Below are 17873 nucleotides of genomic sequence, written 5' to 3'. Positions count from 1 at the left end.
AGTCTTACGAACCTGTTGTTACGTCTTCTTCTCTATCTGCAAATTTGGCTGCGTTTAGCGTTCTAAGCCCGTAAAAGCCGGGTTACAATTGGCGCTACCTCGCACAATTTCCACTGGCTTTCCCCGTCTTTGAGGGAATTCCGCTTCAGTCTGTTTGTTGTTTCATCCACGTTTGCTGGAGGTTCGCTTGAGACACCTGATAGCTCTTTCCCTGAGTGCGGCTCTACTGATCACACCACAGGCCAGCCTGGCGCAATCCAACAGCGACGCCGCCCTGATTGCCAAAGCGCACAAGATCCATGACCACGTGATCACACTCGACACGCATAACGACATCGAGCCCTCAAACTTCACGGCGGAGTGTAACTACAGCATGCCGCTGACCACGCAGGTAAACATCCCCAAGATGATTGCCGGTGGCATGGACGTGTCGTTCATGATCGTCTACGTGGGACAAGGGCCGCTGACCCCCGAAGGCTATGACGATGCTTACAAGCAGGCCATTGCCAAGTTCGACGCGATCCACCGCCTGACGGAGAAGATTGCGCCTGACAAGATTGGCCTGGCCCTTACGCCGGAAGACGTGATCCGCCTGCACAAGCAGGGCAAGAAGATTGCCGTCATTGGTGTAGAGAATGGCTACCCCATTGGCCTGGAAGTGGCCCGCGTGAAGGAGTTTTATGACCGCGGCGCGCGGTACATGTCATTGGCACACAACGGCAACAGCCAGCTTGCAGACTCCAACACCGGCGAGAAGGATGGCTACAGCTACAACAATGGCCTGTCCGATGAAGGCCGCAAGGTTATCGCTGAGATGAACAAGTACGGCATCATGGTGGACCTGTCGCATCCGGCAAAGGGCGCGAACCTGGAAGCCATCAAGCTGTCGAAGGCTCCAGTCATCGCATCGCACTCGGCTGTTCGTGCGCTGGCCCCCAGTGTGAGCCGCGACATGGACGACGAACAGTTGGAGGCGCTGAAGAAGAACGGCGGCGTGATCCAGGTAGTGGGCTTCGCCAGCTACTTGAAGCCGGATTCGCCGGAACGCACCGAGGCGCTGACCAAGCTTCAGAAGGAGTTCTTTGGCGAGATGGCGCGTCGAGGTGCGCGAGGTGAAGGTGCTCCGCGTCCTTGCCCAGTGGAAAGTGCAACCGAGGCAAAGGGTGGACGCCGTGGGGGCCTTGCCGCCTATGCAAACATGCTGCCGGAAGACAAGCGCGCCGACTTCACGAAGCAGCTAGCCGAGATTGATGCGAAGTATCCGCCCGCGCCTCGCGCCAACGTGAAGGACCTGATCGACCACGTGGACTACGCCGTGAAGAAGATCGGCATTGACCATGTGGGTCTGGCATCGGACTTCGACGGTGGTGGCGGCATTGACGGATGGAACAGCACCGACCAGTCGTTCAACGTGACGCTGGAACTGGTGCGCCGTGGCTACAGCGAAGAGCAGATTGGCAAGCTGTGGAGCGGCAACCTGCTGCGTGTATGGGGCGAGGTCGATAAGGTAGCCAAGCAGTTGCAAAAGGCGCAGAAGTAAGCGTGATGGATTTTGTAAGGGTGTGGCTTCATGCCATGCCCCACAGAAAAAGCAAGAGGAGAAGCATGAAGACGAAATGGATAGCGGCTGTGGCTGGCATTGCCCTGGTGGGTTGCCATGCCGGAGTCCTGATGGGGCAGGAAAAGGAAGACCGCACGCTGCTCACGCAGGAGCAGATGACGGCCATCATTAACGAAGTGTCGGGCGAGCGCGCGATGCACAACGTAATGGAGCAGGTGCCGTATCAGTTTGTGCGTCCGCCGTCGGAGTATCAGGGACACTTCCGCGAAGCCGAAGCCGTTGCCAAAATGGCGAAGGAATACGGTTTCAGCAAGGTATCCATTGAGGACTATCCCAGCGGCACCACTTATCAGCCCACTGTGGGCGAACTTTGGACGACCTCGCCCAAGAGCGTGAAGATTTACGACGTTCACGATATTCCAGAGACGCTTGCTTCCACCAATGCCAATGGCGACATCAGCGCCGACCTGGTCGACGTGGGCCAGGGCACCGCAAAGGACTTTGAAGGCAAGGACGTCAAAGGCAAGTTTGTTCTGTCGCTGGCTCCCAGCGGCCTTGCACAGATTTACAACCGCGCTGTCGATGCTGGTGCTATCGGCGTCGTAGGCATCAGCGCCATTGGCGCGGGTGATCGCGCTGTTGACTATCCCAACGAAGTGGTCTGGACCACCGTTGTTGCCAAGCCCGGAACTGTTGCATGGGCCGTGTCGCCGCGTGTGGCGCGTGAGTTGGAAACGCAGTTGAACCGCGGCCAGAAGGTCACCATCCGCTCCATCACCAAGAGTGAGCAGGTGCCGAACAAGCAGGAACTGGTCCACGCAGAAATCCCTGGCGATGGCAGCACCACGCAGGAAGTCGCGATCGGCGGCCACTTGTTTGAGGCCTACATCAAGCAGGGTGCGAACGACGACAACTCCGGTGTTGCACTCACGCTGGAAGTGGGTCGCGCGTACTTGAAGCTCATCGCTGAGGGCAAGCTGCCCAAGCCGAAGCGCACCATCAACTTCCAATGGGTGCAGGAGATCAGCGGCACCAACGCATGGTTCAACGCGCATCCTGAAAAGGCGAAGGTCATCATCGGCGACCTGAACTTTGACATGGAAGCCCTGCGCCTGACAGCGAGCCGGAGCCTCTGGATTCTGCAGCGCACGCCAGATACCTTCCCGTCGTACATCAACGACATTGGCCAGAGCATGCTGGAGTACATCGCGGAAGTGTCGCGTGAACGCGTGCGCTATCGCGGTACGGGCTACGGCGCGTCGCAGCCCGTGGAATCGCCCAATGGCAGCCAGGACGCCTTCTACATCAAGGTGGACAAGCACTACGGCTCCAGCGATCACGTGACGTACATGCAGCACGGTATCCCGGCCATCATGTTCATTACCTGGCCGGACATGTGGTACCACTCGTCGCAGGACACACCAGACAAGCAGGACCCCACGCAGTACAAGCGTGCTGCCGCTGTGGCAACAGGTTCGCTTGCAGCACTAGCGTCCGGCACGGATGAAGAAGCTGCACGCATCCTGAATGAGAACCTGGGTCGTGGTCTTGCCCGTATGGGTGAGTCGCACACCAAGGGCCTTGGCTACATTGCAGATGCTGCCGATGCTGCCTCGTTGAACACGGCGTACAAGGAAGCACGCATCGCCATCCTGCATCAGGCCGCGGTAGAGAAGGGTGTTGTGGATTCAGCCAGCGTTCTGTGGACCAACACAGACACAGGCAAGAAGAGCACCTCGTCCTTTGCTCCGCTGATTGATGCGCGTGCAACGGAACTACTTGCTGAAGTGAAGGCAGCGTACACGCTTCAGGCTGCACAGCGCGGCATTACGCCGAGCGAGCCCGTGCAAACGGCAGAAGAGAAGGAAGCCGCCGGCATTCTGGTGGAATCTGTTGCTCGCGCCGGTGGACCGGGTGGCCCCGGAGGCGGTGCTGGTGGTGGACGTCGTGGTGGACCGCCGACCGGTCCTCAGCTTCCGACAGAGATGAACGCAGAGTTCCAGCTGCTGTTGCCCAAGCACATGACCGCACTGGAAATCCGCGACTTCCTCTCTGGCGAATTCACACCGCTGCCGCTGGCAGATCTGATGGAAGTGCTGCACGCACGCGAGAAGGCTGGAATGGTTAAGCTGACGCAGAAGCCTGCTGAAGCTCCGGTTGCAGCAAAGGGCAAGAAGAAGAAGTAACCCTAAACACTCAACAGAAAGCCCACCTGCACAACAGCAGGTGGGCTTTTTCATGTGGCAACACTTCCCACGATTTCATGTTTTGAGGGTTGCGGCGCATCTTGCCCTGCTGTACAAGGGAGACCAAATCCTGCGCATGCCATTGTTGTGACGCTTGCGGAAGTCTTGCTGTGCACCGCGTAGTGTCCATGCGTACCGAGGTGTTCATGAGCGACGCACCCGTCCCACCACCACCACAGCCGCCACCACCGCGCTCTTTGGGTGATCGCGTGGTCGCAGGCATTCAATATGTGTACTTTCTGCGCTTCAGCATTCTGCTGTTGGCCATCGCCCCGATATTGGCACTTGTGGACCACTTCAGTGGCTTCAATAGCCTGACGCGCGGCTTCTTCGTTCCGGCCAAGGCCTACGACTTTATAGGAGAAGTGTTCTTTCTCATCTCGGCGGGCGCGCTCGCATTGGTGACCAGCCGCCTGGTTGTGTTGAACGGAGAAGATCGCTTCGGCGTTGAGCCTCCTCCGCTGCTTACGGACTTGCTTGGAGTCTGCACGGATCGCTCTGCGGGTTGGATTCTGTTTGCTTATCAGGTCCCCGGCATCTGCGTTCTGGCATACCTGCTATTCGTCTCGCAGCAGGAGAACGCTCTGTATTCCGCGTGGAGTGCGCTTGCGATGAGCCTGATCGGCTGCGTCCTCGGATTCATCTTCTGGGCAAGCCTCAACATTCTGTACTACTGGACAGCGAACGACGGAACAGGCTTTCCGGCGAGGACCATCCTGCTGCCTCGTCGCTTCCTGGGCTCGGCCTCGCAGACCGGATCATCTGTTCTGGAGCCGCCCAGATTCGTGTCGAGAACATGGGCCCGCATTGCCGGATTGGGTGCAGGCTATTCAAGCCAACGCGGCCTGCTGTACAGCGGACACCAGTTCGCCGCAATTGCCACAGTCGGCTTTCTGCTGGTCTACGGCGCACTCTTTCCGCTGACCTCTCCCTTCACCTCAGGCTTCGGTTATCCGTTGGGGTTGACGCTGTTCCTCATCGTCGCCACGTATCTGGGCATACAGGCTCTCAAGCTGAAGCCGCCTTCCATTCCGTGGGCGAAGTACCTCATCGCAAGCGAGCTTCTGTTGCTTGCCATTGGCGCTCTGCTGCTGTTGATGTCGTATTTTGCACCGGAGCATCTCGGCATACTGAAGCCTGCACAGAGCTTTCCATTGCTGTGTTCGCTACTGGTAATGTTTTCTCTCATTGCGCTGTTGGTGTGTGCGTTGGCATTTTTTCTGGATCGCTTCCACATTCCGGTGATCCTTGCTTCATGTGCGCTTATCTTCCTTGCGCACTCCCTTACCGCCGCGCTCTACAGCTTGCCTGGGATGGCTCACACTCGTCTTCGTGGTGCCAGCGATCATTACTTCAATGTCTTTGCGCACAAGACCACACCGAAGATCGCCACGCCGGAAGAGATCATTGCAGCGAATCAATGCGCTGGCCTGACGCAAGGAACTCCTTGTCCCATCATTTTCATCAGCGCTACTGGCGGTGGCATTCACGCAGCGGCCTGGACCACGGAGATGCTGACGGAGCTCGAAGCCGCCTTTCAGAAACAAGCGGCGGCGACGGGTAACAACTACAACTTCCACGATCACGTGGCTCTCTTTAGCACCGTGTCCGGTGGCAGTGCGGGGCTGCTGCCTTTCCTGAGCGAGTACTACTCACCAACGCCGTTTGACCCTAAGCAATGGGACACCACCAAGCAACGAATGGTGACCGCATCAGCCTGTTCCAGTCTTGAAGGCGTGGCCTGGGGATTGGAGTATCGCGACTTTGACACGTTCATGGCTCCCTTCACCTCGGGCGCATTTTCACCCGAGTGGGACCGCAGCGCAGCTCTGGAAGCCAGCATGCGACGCCATCTATTTGAGGTGGGGTGTGATCCGTTACTGAAGAATCAGGATGCAAACAATCGGCAACCGCTGTTCAAAACAGAGCGAACGCTAGCGGAGTTCGCGGATGGTCTCTACGCATCGTCACACCCGAGCGCACAATCATCCGCAGAGCACATTCCAGCGTTCGCCATGAACACCACCGCTGCGGAAACAGGCGGACGCTTTCTGCTGTCGAACTACCATGTGCCATCGAGCATCGCGTTGAGTTCCGGCGTGGCGCCTGCGCAGGACTTCCTCACTGCCTACGGTGCCAGACCGAACAGAGGCTTCTTCCCCGATATTCGGATCACGACAGCAGCTCGGCTTTCCGCCACATTCCCATATGTTTCGTCTGCCGCCCGCAGCGACCAGATGAAGGTGGATGAAGACACACTGCACTTTGTGGACGGCGGTTACTACGACAACGATGGTGTCGCCACGGTGGTCGAATTTCTGCTTGCCGGACAGTCTGCACTGGGCACCGTTCCAAAGCCGGAGGAAAGCACAAAGGCTGAGCCTCAACAGAATGCAACCAAACCCGTCACTGCTGAGAAGAAACAGAAGCCAATGAATCTGCCCGTCCTGTTGATTGAAATTCGCGACGGCAGCGACATCACAACCATCAGCCCGGAAGAAGATGCCAACGTTCCGGTTGATGAGTCGGAAAGCACGTCAGGGAAGAAACCGAAGGCCCAGTTTGCATGGGACACCATGAGCCAGTTGGGGGCTCCACTGGGCGCGTTCTGGTCGGCAGGACACAGCGCCGTTACACGCAGAAACCGCCGCGAACTGGAAGTGTTGATGGACCTGCTGGAAAGCCGTCACGTGGCGTTTGAACACATCGTTCTGGATTACAAGAAAGCCAAGGGCGATGGCACGAAAGCGCCGCAAGGAGCTTCGCAACCGCTCTCCTGGTCGCTGACACCCAGCCAGGTGAGCGACTTAGATACTGCGAAGAACCGGGTCACTCCCTGCATCAAGATAGCGGTCGATTGGGTTCAAACCGCTTTAGCGCAGAGCGGGGAAAAGATTATCGACGGAACCCCGGCAGTCGTTCCCTGCGCACGATAAGAAACGTTCACCAAAGAGAAACAGCCGCCAGTGAGGCGGCTGTTTCTGTGTTGTCAGACGAAGTTTGACTACGCTTCATCGTGGATCGTCGTCAGCTTCAGAATCTCCAACTCGCGCTTGCCATTCGGCGTAACGACGGTGGTTTCATCACCCACCTTCTTGCCGACGAGAGCTTTACCAATTGGCGATGTAGTGCTGATCAGCCCCTTGGTCACGTCGCTCTCTTCGCTGGTCACCAGTCGATAGGTAATCTCTTCGCCTTTGGTGTTGTCGAAAACAACGATGGTCGAGCCGAAACCGACGCGGTCAGCGGGAATGTTCGTCAGGTTCACCAGTGACAGTTCACCCATACGCTTTTTCAACTGACCCAGGCGAGCGTTTACAAACTCCTGCCGCTGCTTGGCAGAGTGATATTCGGCGTTCTCGCTCAGGTCACCCAGCGCAACTGCCTTCTTGATCTCTGCAGGCAGTTCCGTAGTCAACTCGTGTTCCAGGAGTTTGATCTCTTCTTCGAGCTTCTTCGTAATGTCGAGCATAGCTATGCTTCCAATCAGGCAATAGGAATCTGGGAGCGCGGCCAGGTCGCGCCATACGGCAACGAGAAAGGCTCCGGACGTAAGGTTTGATTTTACCAGCCGGACACATATGCTGGCTTCCGGCAGCTACTTCGCCGTAAGCACCAGCACCTGCACACTTAACGGTGGCACCGTATGGTGAATGCCCGCCGAGGTACGCAGACGCGAGGTTTGCGGGACGATGCGTGTGGGATCGTCAATGCTGTTAGTGGCCGTGCGTGCGTCGCCCTTCAGCGTGATAACCGCTGCGGGGCCGGTGACAGCAGCACCCTCCACCTTCACATCCAGCGGCTGAGGATCCGTTGAGCCGTTCACCAGCTTCACGTAAATCTCGCCCTTTGCAGGATCGCGTGTGACCGAGGTGAAGAACCGCGTGTGCACGCCGCCGGTCAACTGAGTCTGCGAAACCTCAGTGCCCAGGTACTGCGCAAACATGCTCTGCGCATAATACGAGGGCGAACCGTAGCTCTTCGCCGCGTCATAACCAATGAGATCGCTCTCCCACTGCATGCCGCCGGGATTCACATTCACAAACAGCGGCGCATACGCAGACATTTCAATAAGGTCGCTGTTGCGCTCCATGCCTGTCATCCAGGCAGCATCGGCAAGAGCAGCGCCAAGATCCGTGGTTGGCGAACCTTCACGTGTGGCCCACTCGCCAACAAAAATCTTCGGTCCCGTACGCGGCACATGATCGTAATGATCGGTCATGGTGTAAAACTCTTCCGCGCGCTTGTAATAGTGATCGTCAATGAGGTCCGGTTGCAGACCACGCTTCACCGGCGCAGTCGCGATCAGTTTCAGATTCGGATACTTGTCGTGGATCGCCTTCGCAAACTGCGGCCAGCGCTCTTCATAACTACCGGAGTGGTCGAGATTATCCTCGTTACCGATCTCCACGTAATGCAGCGGAAACGGCTGCGGATGCCCCAGTTTCGCGCGCACCGCGCCCCATTTGGTATCGGCGCTGCCCATGGTGAACTCAATCTCGTCCAGCGCGTCATCCACAAATGGCTGCATGTGCGCGCCTGCGGCAATGTGCGTTCCCTTCAGCGAATACCCCGCGTAGACCGCCAATACCGGCTCAATGTTCAGATCCTCAGTCCACTCCAGGAACTCCAGCAGGCCCATGCCGTCGGTCGACGGGTAATTCCATGGACTGCGATGTCCCGGACGATCCGCCAGCGGCCCTAGCGTGGCCTTCCAATCAAAGCGCTCTTCCACCGTGTCGCCTTCAAGGTAGTTGCCGCCCGGCAGACGCAGGAACTTCGGATGCATCCCCGCCATCATCTCCATCAGGTCAGTACGGTTGCCATTCGCGCGGTTCTTATAGGTTGGCGGAAACAACGACACGAGCTGAAACATGACGCTGCCCGGTTTCTTGAAACTCAGCAGCAGATGATTGTTCGCACTGGCCTCAATCCTTGCCGTTTTCAATGAAAACGTGTGCTGCTTCCAATCGCCAGTGATGCCATCCACGGTGGTGGTTGCAACGACTCTGCCCGTAGTGTTGTTCACCAGCGAGACCGTCACAGAACCTAGATCGCCACGCGCATAGAACGAGCCTTCGTAGGTGGTGTCGGGCTTCAACGCCATGCCCCACCATCCATCGTTGCGCACACCGGCAGGCGCGGCATCCGTCGCGGTTGTAATATCCACACGCATGCTGTCCAGCAATGCTTCGGACGGGCCATCACCGGCCACCATCTTGATCGTCGCGGCGGAGTCGCCTGCGTTATCTACGATCCAATGCTGCATGCCGCTCCAGTCATGGTGGAACGTGCGATTGCGCACCATCTCCGCATACAGGCCGCCGTCGTAGGAGTAATTGATCTCCTCCGTCATCAGGCCGTAAAGCATGGGACTGACGGGATGTGCCGGCTTATCGGCCTGAATGGTTAGCGTGGCCTGCGCGTGCGCAAGGGACGCAGTAAGAACAGCAGCAGTGGCAATGGCAGAGAGTCTTGTGAGCATGGATTTCCCCGAGCGGTACGATGCTATCGCAAAACGAATTTGTTTTTTACATGCCACGAAATTTATTGGGTATTACGAGCCAAGCTTCAGTGCGTATGCCGACCGTGCAAAAGCGAAAGGGAGTGAGTTGATACTCACTCCCTCAGGCACTAGATCGACTGGTTCAACACGCGATTCAATCGCTGCACAAACGTTGTGGGATCCTTCAACGGCACGCCCTCCAACAGCAGAGCCTGATCGAACAACAACCACGCTGCATCGTCCACGCGGCTGTTGCTTGGGTCAGCCAGCAGCTTGCGAATGATCTCGTGATCCGGATTGATCTCCAGCGTGGGCTGCATCGCGGGCAGATCCTTCTGCCCCATTGCCTCCATCATGCGTCGCATACGCGCGGAAGGCTCGTCCTCATCGCTGACGATGACCGAAGGACTATCCGCCAAACGCGACGACGCACGCACATCCTTCACTGCATCGCCCAGCGTGGCCTTGATCTTCTCCAGCAACGGCTTCAGTTCTTCCGTCTTCTCCGGAGTCGCTTCATCCTTTAGGTCTTCTGAGGTCGACGACTTATTCACCGCCTTGAATTCCACATCGCCGTACTGCGGCACTGCGGAAAAGACGATCTCATCAATCTCGTCATCAAGAATCAGAACTTCGATGCCCTTCTTCTTGTAGATCTCCAACAACGGCGAGTTGCGCAGCATGCTATCTGATCCACCGGTGATGTAATACAGCGCCTTCTGCTCAGGCTGCATGCGCTCTTTTGCTTCCGCAAGCGATGTCAGGCCTTCTACCTTCGTCGACTTGAAGCGCACCAGGTCCAGCAGCGTGTCACGATTCGCGTAATCGCCGTACACGCCTTCCTTCAGCGGACGGTTGTACTCTGCGATGAACTGCGCGTACTTCTCCTTGTCGTTCGTTGCAATGGTCTTCAACTCCGACAGGATCTTCTTCACGCTGGCTGTCTTGATGCTGGTCAACACCTTGTTCTGCTGCAGAATCTCGCGCGACACATTCAGCGGCAGATCTTCAGAATCAATGATGCCGCGCACAAAACGCAGATACGGCGGCAGCAGATCCTTCGAGTCGTCCATGATGAACACGCGCTTCACATACAGCTTCACGCCGCCCTTGTAGTCCTGTTGATACAGGTCCATTGGCGCCTTCGACGGAATGTAAAACAGCGTGGTGTATTCCAGCGTGCCTTCTGCGCGTGTGTGGAACCAGAACAGCGGATCATCCCAATCGCCGGTAAGCGATTTGTACATCTCCTTGTAGTCGTCATCCTTCAGCTCTGACTTGGAACGACGCCACATCGCGCTCGCAGCATTCACCTGCTCCGTGGTGCGCGTCTTGATGGATTCCTTCTTCTCCGCGTCCCATTCGCTCTTGTCATACGTCAGGAAGATGGGGAAGGCGATGTGATTGGAATACTTCTTCACAATCTCCTGCAGCCGATATCCATTGGCGTACTGCGCGCCCTCTTCATTCAGATGGATAACGATGGTCGTTCCAGCCACACTGCGCGCATGCTCGCCCGTGACTTCCTCAAGATCAAAGCCCGTCTTGCCATCACTGGTCCACTTCCACGTGCTCTCTTCACCCGCCTTGCGCGAGTAGACATCCACCTTATCCGCGACCATAAACACGGAGTAGAAACCCACACCGAACTGACCGATCAGGTTGGAGTCCTTACGCGCATCGCCGGAAAGGTGCGAGAGGAAGTTCTTCGTTCCCGAACGCGCAATGGTACCCAGGTGCGAAATCAAATCTTCCTGGTTCATGCCAACGCCCGTGTCGGACAGCGTCAGCAGCTTGTTCGCTTCATCCAGCTCCAGATCAATGCGCGGTGCATCAATGCCGTTGCCCACCAACGCCTTGAACTTCTCATCCGTCAGGCTCAGGTGGCGCAGCTTATCCAGCGCGTCCGACGAGTTGGAAATCAGTTCGCGGAGAAAGATCTCCGGGTGCGAATACAGCGAATGAACGATGAGCTGAAGGAGTTGCGATACTTCTGTCTGAAATTCCTGTTTTGCCATGGCACCGACTATTATCGCCAAACTTCAATGAAGGAATGAAGAGTTCAACAAACGACGATCGTTTTTAGCGGCTTCTCGCGGGGTCGGTCGGCTCCTGTAAGATTCCCACCATGCGGATCCGGGGCAGGACTTTCTTCCTGGGCATATTGCTCGCGTGCTGCCTGACTGGCTCCGGGCTACATGCGCAGAACGAATCCACGACAATCGATACGACCATCCCCTTAGAACAGAGGATTGTGGAGACGCCTGCCTCTGTACTGCGGCCCATTCGTGCGCACTTGGAGCCCCATACCTTGTCTGTTGCAGAGCGTGACAAGGTCATCAAAGCATTGGCTGCACTTCCAGCATTCGAAACGAATGCCCTCGCCGCCCATGTACGGTCCATCAGCTTTGTAGAGGGGCGTGTCACCAATGGAATGACAATTCCATTGGCGACGCCGTCGGGAACAATCTACGACATTGTCATTCACGCATCTGTACTCGACGAAACCGTATCCGCCTTCTTCACGCGCAAGGAACAGGGTTGCTATCGAGCATCCACGTCAGGGGAGACGATCGCGATAGAGGCGGGCTCGCAGGATGCGGTGTTGTACGTTCTTTTGCATGAGGCGATGCACGTGGTGGACGGCATCCCGCCTGTTCAATCAACAGCCGCTTATACGACACCGCGATCTCTTGCAGCAGACATCTGGAATGACTCACTCACAGTGAATCCTCCTTATCGGTCGCCATTTCTAGAGGGGGCATGTTTTCGCACCGGTACGCCCGGCAGCATGGACAACGCCCAGGACACCTATAAGGCGCTTCAGTCCTCACCATTTGCTTCTTTGTATGGCAGTAAAAACTGGTACGACGACTCAGCCGAACTGGTCGCCCTGTATCACCTTACCCAAGTGCTGCACGAACCGTATCGCATCACTTTGCGTACGCAGGAACAAACGATCCTTTCGATCGAGCCGATGAGCTCACCGACTGTGCAGAGGCGCTTCTCCGCCGTTAAAGCGCTCTACCAACAAAAAAGCTAAGCGAAGACAAACAATCTCCTCGCTTAGCTTTTCGTTCTTGGATGAAGGATTACGCCTTGGCCAGTTCCTTTGCCTTTTCTACAAACGGCTTCTTCCAATCCTCTTCGCTGATCTTGCCGTACTGGATGCCAGATGCGCCGCCAGCCGCCAGGAACGTCACATCGGTCAGGCCGATGAAGCCCAGGATGTGCTTCAGGTACGGCGTCAGGTGGTCGTACGCTTCGCTGGGCTCGCCCTTGGGATATGCACCCGCGCTGGCCACAATGACAGTAACCTTCTTGCCCAGCAGCGTGCCCACGGGACCGCTCTCCGTGTAGTTCACCGTAACGCCAACGCGCACCAGGTGATCAATCCACGCCTTCAGAACAGCAGGAATCTGGAAGTTGTACATGGGCGTGGTGATCAGGATGTGATCTGCAGCCTGCACTTCGGCAATGATCTCATTCGAGACCTTCAGCGCAGCCTTGCTCTCGTCCGAGTGCTGATCGGGCGGCGTGAATGCGCCGGCAATCCACGGCAGGTCCAGAAACGTGGGCTGATTCTTCGCCAGATCGCGCTCCACCACGGTGCCGCCCGCATGCGCTGCCTGCCAGCCTTCCACAAATGTTTGTCCAAGCTGACGCGAATACGAGTAGCCGCCGCGTGGGCTGACGTCAATCTTCAATAGCGATGCCATGTGCGAAAAATCTCCGAAACGAGAAATGGATTCTGATCGTGCGCTCTTTCTGATGACATTTCTATATCGAAGGATTCGGCATGAAAGAGAATTTTCCATGACAAGCCTCGCCGCGTCGCGCCACACCTCGGCGGCATCCAAACCTTACATCGCCCGTAATCGTGAGGATCAAGAACACCATGAAATCAGCCATCATTCCAGCAGCAGGTGCACCTCCCGTCTTCGGCGAATTCCGTAAGCCGGAAGCCACTGACGGCAAAGTGGTTGTGAACGTAAGCGCATCGGCCCTGAGCCACCTCAGCAAGATGCGCTCCTCCGGCGCTCACTACAGTTCTGAGGGCGTGTTTCCCTCGGTCCCCGGCGTGGATGGCACAGGCACCACGCAGGATGGTCGACGCGTCTATTTCGCCCTCCCGGAAACACCGTTCGGCGCACTTGCGGAACAGTCGTTGGTAGACCAAAAGCTCTGTATCCCACTCCCCGATGGCTTGGACGACGTGACCGCCGCGGCGATCGCGAATCCCGGTATGTCCGCATGGGCCGCGTTAGTGGAACGCGCAAAGTTCGTCCGCGGCGAAACAGTGCTGATCAACGGCGCCACCGGTTCCGCAGGCAGCATGGCCGTACAGATCGCGAAGTATCTTGGCGCTGGACGAATTCTGGTCAGTGGTCGCAACGCGGAAAAGCTGGAGGCGCTCCGCAAATTGGGCGCGGATGAGGCGATCCCATTCACCATCGACGCCGATCATCCCGAAGGCGCAGACGCATTCGAACAGGCGTTAAAACCACATTTCCGCAACGATATCGACGTGGTGCTGGATTATCTGTGGGGCGGCAGCGCACGCGCCATCATCGCGTCAGTTGCGCGCAACGTGGAAGATGGTCACCGCGTTCGCTTTGTACAGATTGGCTCTGCCTCAGGCGAAAACAGCATTGATCTGCCCGCAGCCGCGTTGCGTTCTTCCGCAATCGAGCTCATGGGAAGCGGCTTGAAATCGGTTCCGATGAACAAGCTGATGGAAGGCATTGCGCACGTCTTCGAAGGCGCGGCGGAGGGCGCATTTCAAATCGCCATAGCAACTCTACCGCTGGAGAAGATTGCCGAAGCATGGCAGGCACCCGGCGAGCCGCGCATGGTCGTCACGATTTAGCCGTTCCAACCTTATTGGAGTTCAAACTCCATCAGCGCCTGTGTAGTGAACTGGCGAGCCTTGCCACCCAGCACATAAGGCTTGTAGCGCCACTGCTGCACTGCGTTCAATGCGGCATCACGAAGCTGCGGCGGACCGCTGATCACACGCGCGGCGGCCACATTGCCGGATTTGTCCACCACAGCCTCCACCTTGACCGCACCCGCCACATGCGCGGCCGAGGCCGCAGGGGGATAAGCGGCCGCCGGGCTGTAGATGAGGTTTGAGGACATCACTCCCAGCGACGTGGGCCGCACCGTTCCTGTCGGCGCTGACACTGCCACGGTATTCGCTGCATTAAGAGGCGGCACATTGGCCTTCGCCATCAAGACGTCGTTGTTGTTCAGCGGAGTGCGGCGCAACAGATGCGGGTAGCGACGCCCCGTGTTATCGAACTCGGCTTCCTGCTCCGGCGTTAGACCAGGGCGGTCAAGCTGCTTCGACAGGACGCCGGGGGAAACGGTTGTGGGGGCCGCTGGCTTCGACGCACTTGCAGGGGACCGTACGATGGGCGCAGGCGAAGACGTAGTCGGTGCAGACGCTGCCGCAGGAGGACGCGAAACGCCCATCGGGGGAGGCGTAACGGCAGCCACCTGCTGGGAACCGGACGGAGCAGCGCTCGCGGAAGAAGGTGCCGCATACGTCTGTCGCGGAGGAACAGCCTGATGATGCGAAGGCACCGCAGCACGTGACGGACGGCTGCCCTTCGGCGCTGCCGAAGGCTTGATCGGCGCAATGGTCATTGAGGGTTGTTCTGCGGCACGCGTTTCCGGCACAGACTGCGTCACAACCGGCGCTTCGGGCGCAGGCGTCGGAGTGGCATTCCCCTCAACCACCGGAGCGGGAGCCGCAACAGCCTCAGGCGCGGCGGAAGTGTTGCGATAGAACCACCATCCGGCCAACGCGGTCAGCAGAAGTACAGCCGCCAGGCCAGCCCACACAAAGGATTTGCGCCGGGGTTCGTCGGCAGGCTCCACATCCACTCGTGAAAACCGAATCGGCGTGTCCAACACGGGCCTTGCCGACGGCTTTTCAACAGCCTCAGGAAAAGTGGGTAACGCTTCTTTCTCGGTGCGATTTGCCGCGACAACAGCAGGGGACTGAGCAATGGGCGCAATTCGTGGAATGTTAACCACAGTCGGAGCGGGAACTGTGGATTCTTCCGCAATATCTTCCTTCAAGGTCTCCGCTGGAATAATCGGCGCAACGACAGGCGAAGGCGGGAGGGAAGTCGTAGCGCGGCCAGTTGGTGGGTTCAACTCGTCATGCGCTTCCATAACAAAGCGCAGAAGATCATGCGCCACGTTCTCATCGGCCTCTGCAGCCAACCGCTTGCCAGCCGCTGCCAGCGCGATCACGCCCAGCGTTTCGCCATAACGAACCGCACTACCGCGGCGATGCAGCATGACCCACACATGCGACGTCAGGTCACGATGAAACCCACGATCCTCACGCAACCGACCGGCTACCTGCGCCAGCGCTTGGGGCTTTTCCACAGCGATACCGGCTGTGGTGAAAAACTCGGACATCTCCGCGATCTCATCCGCGTAACGGACGGACACATCCTCAAGTTGCGACGGCTGAAGCATTCTCGGCGTAAACCCTTCCTTGGGGATGGACGAATTACCCATCTATAAGCGTACAGACACGGAATTCCTGCAAGCGTTGCCGTTTTACGGCGTTCGCAATAGATTCGGCTTTATTGAACCGCTCGGGATGACCTTCACCTGGCGCAACTCATCCTCTGCAGCTGAAATGCAGGTGGCCGGTGCGTGGGTCACAAAGGGTTGCAGATCAGCCCAATACGGGCTATCGGCCAGCATGGCGCAAAAGTTCCCGGTCCATTCCTCCTTGCCCGGAACGTTCGCCGGCCATTGCTCATCCACAAAATTCCAAGCTAAGTCATCGTGCCCGCTGTAAATCCACTGCATCACCCAATACCAGAAGATGCCTGACTCCGAGGCTCCGAAATTGGCAAACAATTCCTTGGCATCAGTTCGAGCCTTCTCCACATCCTGCTCAGACGGCATGGGAGCTCGCATCGCATCCAGATCAAGGTGATACCCACGGCTTGTGTAACGCAAGATAACCGAAGCACTTGGAGAGCCAGCAAAGCTTGAGGGCCAATACGCCAGCGACCAATCCTGTGCGTGAAAGCGATAGAAGCCATTGCCGCCACGTTCGAAGTAAGGGTATTCCGTATCCGTCACTTCGAACTTCGCAATGCGTTTCGGTACATCCTTCAACTCGTACACCATCACCGTCAGACAGCAATGCGCGCCTCGCGTATTGAGAGTCACAATCATGTCGGGATGACCACTGCCGGTTAAGTCAGTGCCATCGGGAATCGCAGGCACGCCCACTTCAGGCACAGCCTTCTGGCCGAGCGTGTAGCGAAAACCCTCATGATTTATTTCCTGGTGGATTACTCGACGGTTGCGCAAGATCTGAAAGCAGGAGTCCTCCGAATCATCATTGAGAAATGTTCTTAGAGTGAATCCCGCAGTCTGTCTCTGTTCCTGCATATCCATTGCGAGACAAGCCTGCTTTTGCGCAGACATGAGCGGTACAAGTCCGACGTGCAGCGCAATAAGGACAAAAACGGAACGACGCATGCAAGGGAGCGTATCGCATGTCCTACGAAAACAGAAAACGGACGCCTCGGCGTCCGTTTCCGTAAAGCATTGCAAGACAGGATTAAGCCGTAGCCTTGCGTCCTGCCTGAAGGCCAGTGCTCTTGCCCTTGCTGGAGCGCCAGTCGGTGTAGGCCACCAACATGGGCGCCGCCACCGCGATGGACGAGTACGTACCGATCAGGATGCCGATGACCAGCGCGAATGAGAAGCCGTGCAGCACTTCGCCGCCGAACAGGTACAGCGCCAGCACCGTGAGGAACGTCAGTCCTGACGTCAGCAGGGTTCGCGACAGCGTCTGATTGATGCTCTTGTTCACCACTTCGCTCAACGTGGCGCGACGCATCAACTGCAGGTTCTCGCGGATACGGTCGAAAACCACGATCGTATCGTTCATGGAGTAACCCACCAGCGTCAGGATGGCAGCGATGACCGTCAGCGTGATTTCCTGATTCGTCAGTGAGAACGCGCCGATGGTGATCAACGTGTCATGGAAGACCGCGATCACAGCCGCTGCACCGTAGATGAACTCAAAGCGGAACCACAGGTACGCCAGCATGCCCAGCAGCGACCACAGAATGGCCCAGCCTGCCTGACGCGTAAGCTGCTTACCAGCCGTGGGTCCCACGGTATATGCATCTTCCACCTTGCTGGTGGAGTCGGTGTAGTTGGTGGCCAGAGCCTTGACCACAGTCGCACGAGCCGAGTCAGAGTTGCTGTCGCTCGTCTCCGGCAGCGTGATCACAGCCTCGTAGCCATTGGCGCCGTTCAGGCGCTGGATGCTGGCATCGTGAATGCCGGCGCGGTCCATCGCCGTGCGCAGATGCTCTTCATTAGGCTGCTGCGGAAACGACACGCGCACCTGCGTGCCGCCCTTGAAGTCAATGCCCACGGGAATGTGGTGCCAGAACAGCATGCTCAGCACGCCCGCCACGGAGAAGATCAGCGAGAAGCCAAGAAACAACCACTTCTTGCTGAGCCAGTCGATGTTGCTATCGCGAAAGAATTCCACTTGCGA

At 57.4% G+C, this 17873-nt stretch carries 12 protein-coding genes; 5 read left to right on the top strand and 7 right to left on the bottom strand.

Annotated features, from left to right (window positions below; genetic code table 11):
* Positions 1–187 precede the first annotated feature (187 nt).
* From BLT38_RS18050 to BLT38_RS18040, 3 genes are all read left to right on the top strand, one after another.
* Positions 188–1540 carry a dipeptidase gene (locus BLT38_RS18050; protein ID WP_083347182.1) on the top strand — a complete coding sequence of 451 codons (1353 nt, stop codon included), beginning with the start codon at positions 188–190 and terminating at the stop codon, positions 1538–1540.
* A gap of 65 nt (positions 1541–1605) precedes the next feature.
* Positions 1606–3747 (top strand): M28 family peptidase, encoded by a 2142-nt coding sequence (locus BLT38_RS18045; protein WP_083346429.1) that lies wholly within the window; start codon positions 1606–1608, stop codon positions 3745–3747.
* A 206-nt stretch (positions 3748–3953) separates the two neighbouring features.
* A complete protein-coding gene (locus tag BLT38_RS18040; RefSeq protein ID WP_156785201.1) occupies positions 3954–6743 on the top strand; it encodes a hypothetical protein in 2790 nt (929 codons plus the stop codon).
* Between the two features lie 68 nt (positions 6744–6811).
* Here BLT38_RS18040 and BLT38_RS18035 read toward each other — a convergent pair whose 3' ends face one another.
* The 3 genes from BLT38_RS18035 to htpG form a co-directional block, all read right to left on the bottom strand.
* Positions 6812–7279 carry a GreA/GreB family elongation factor gene (locus BLT38_RS18035; RefSeq protein ID WP_083346427.1) on the bottom strand — a complete coding sequence of 156 codons (468 nt, stop codon included), beginning with the start codon at positions 7277–7279 and terminating at the stop codon, positions 6812–6814.
* A gap of 126 nt (positions 7280–7405) precedes the next feature.
* On the bottom strand, positions 7406–9292 hold the full coding sequence (locus BLT38_RS18030) for an alpha-L-arabinofuranosidase C-terminal domain-containing protein (protein WP_083346426.1): 1887 nt from the start codon (positions 9290–9292) through the stop codon (positions 7406–7408).
* Positions 9293–9441: 149 nt separating this feature from the next.
* Positions 9442–11331: a molecular chaperone HtpG gene (gene htpG / locus BLT38_RS18025; protein ID WP_083346425.1), complete on the bottom strand. Its 1890-nt coding sequence runs from the start codon at positions 11329–11331 to the stop codon at positions 9442–9444.
* 110 nt (positions 11332–11441) lie between these two features.
* Here htpG and BLT38_RS18020 point away from each other — a divergent pair, with 110 nt between their 5' ends.
* Positions 11442–12356 carry a hypothetical protein gene (locus BLT38_RS18020; protein ID WP_156785200.1) on the top strand — a complete coding sequence of 305 codons (915 nt, stop codon included), beginning with the start codon at positions 11442–11444 and terminating at the stop codon, positions 12354–12356.
* Positions 12357–12405: 49 nt separating this feature from the next.
* On the opposite strand, the gene BLT38_RS18015 is transcribed toward BLT38_RS18020, so the two are convergent.
* The gene (locus tag BLT38_RS18015; RefSeq protein ID WP_083346423.1) at positions 12406–13032 is read right to left on the bottom strand and encodes an FMN-dependent NADH-azoreductase; all 627 of its coding nucleotides are present in this window, start codon (positions 13030–13032) and stop codon (positions 12406–12408) included.
* 179 nt (positions 13033–13211) lie between these two features.
* On the opposite strand from BLT38_RS18015, the gene BLT38_RS18010 reads away from it, so the two are divergent.
* Positions 13212–14183: a quinone oxidoreductase family protein gene (locus BLT38_RS18010; RefSeq protein ID WP_083346422.1), complete on the top strand. Its 972-nt coding sequence runs from the start codon at positions 13212–13214 to the stop codon at positions 14181–14183.
* Between the two features lie 11 nt (positions 14184–14194).
* Here BLT38_RS18010 and BLT38_RS18005 read toward each other — a convergent pair whose 3' ends face one another.
* The 3 genes from BLT38_RS18005 to secF all read right to left on the bottom strand — a co-directional run bounded on the left by BLT38_RS18005 (position 14195) and on the right by secF (position 17867).
* A complete protein-coding gene (locus BLT38_RS18005) occupies positions 14195–15811 on the bottom strand; it encodes an energy transducer TonB (RefSeq protein ID WP_156785199.1) in 1617 nt (538 codons plus the stop codon).
* A gap of 84 nt (positions 15812–15895) precedes the next feature.
* Positions 15896–16837 carry a hypothetical protein gene (locus BLT38_RS18000; protein WP_083346420.1) on the bottom strand — a complete coding sequence of 314 codons (942 nt, stop codon included), beginning with the start codon at positions 16835–16837 and terminating at the stop codon, positions 15896–15898.
* A gap of 82 nt (positions 16838–16919) precedes the next feature.
* Entirely contained in the window at positions 16920–17867 is a 948-nt protein-coding gene (gene secF / locus BLT38_RS17995) for a protein translocase subunit SecF (protein WP_083346419.1), read from the bottom strand.
* Between the last annotated feature and the right edge of the window lie 6 nt (positions 17868–17873).

This window comes from Terriglobus roseus, assembly GCF_900102185.1.
GTDB lineage: Bacteria > Acidobacteriota > Terriglobia > Terriglobales > Acidobacteriaceae > Terriglobus > Terriglobus roseus_A.
Note: the sequence above shows the minus strand (reverse complement) of the source record. Positions and strands in the feature narration are given on the sequence as shown.

Bases quoted from the DNA above. Each gene is read 5' to 3' on its own strand.
- BLT38_RS18045 (WP_083346429.1), top strand. From the start codon at position 1,606: ATGAAGACGAAATGGATAGCGGCTGTGGCTGGCATTGCCCTGGTGGGT.
- BLT38_RS18040 (WP_156785201.1), top strand. From the start codon at position 3,954: ATGAGCGACGCACCCGTCCCACCACCACCACAGCCGCCACCACCGCGC.
- BLT38_RS18035 (WP_083346427.1), bottom strand. From the start codon at position 7,279: ATGCTCGACATTACGAAGAAGCTCGAAGAAGAGATCAAACTCCTGGAA.
- BLT38_RS18030 (WP_083346426.1), bottom strand. From the start codon at position 9,292: ATGCTCACAAGACTCTCTGCCATTGCCACTGCTGCTGTTCTTACTGCG.
- htpG (WP_083346425.1), bottom strand. From the start codon at position 11,331: ATGGCAAAACAGGAATTTCAGACAGAAGTATCGCAACTCCTTCAGCTC.
- BLT38_RS18020 (WP_156785200.1), top strand. From the start codon at position 11,442: ATGCGGATCCGGGGCAGGACTTTCTTCCTGGGCATATTGCTCGCGTGC.
- BLT38_RS18015 (WP_083346423.1), bottom strand. From the start codon at position 13,032: ATGGCATCGCTATTGAAGATTGACGTCAGCCCACGCGGCGGCTACTCG.
- BLT38_RS18010 (WP_083346422.1), top strand. From the start codon at position 13,212: ATGAAATCAGCCATCATTCCAGCAGCAGGTGCACCTCCCGTCTTCGGC.
- BLT38_RS18005 (WP_156785199.1), bottom strand. From the start codon at position 15,811: ATGCTTCAGCCGTCGCAACTTGAGGATGTGTCCGTCCGTTACGCGGAT.
- BLT38_RS18000 (WP_083346420.1), bottom strand. From the start codon at position 16,837: ATGCGTCGTTCCGTTTTTGTCCTTATTGCGCTGCACGTCGGACTTGTA.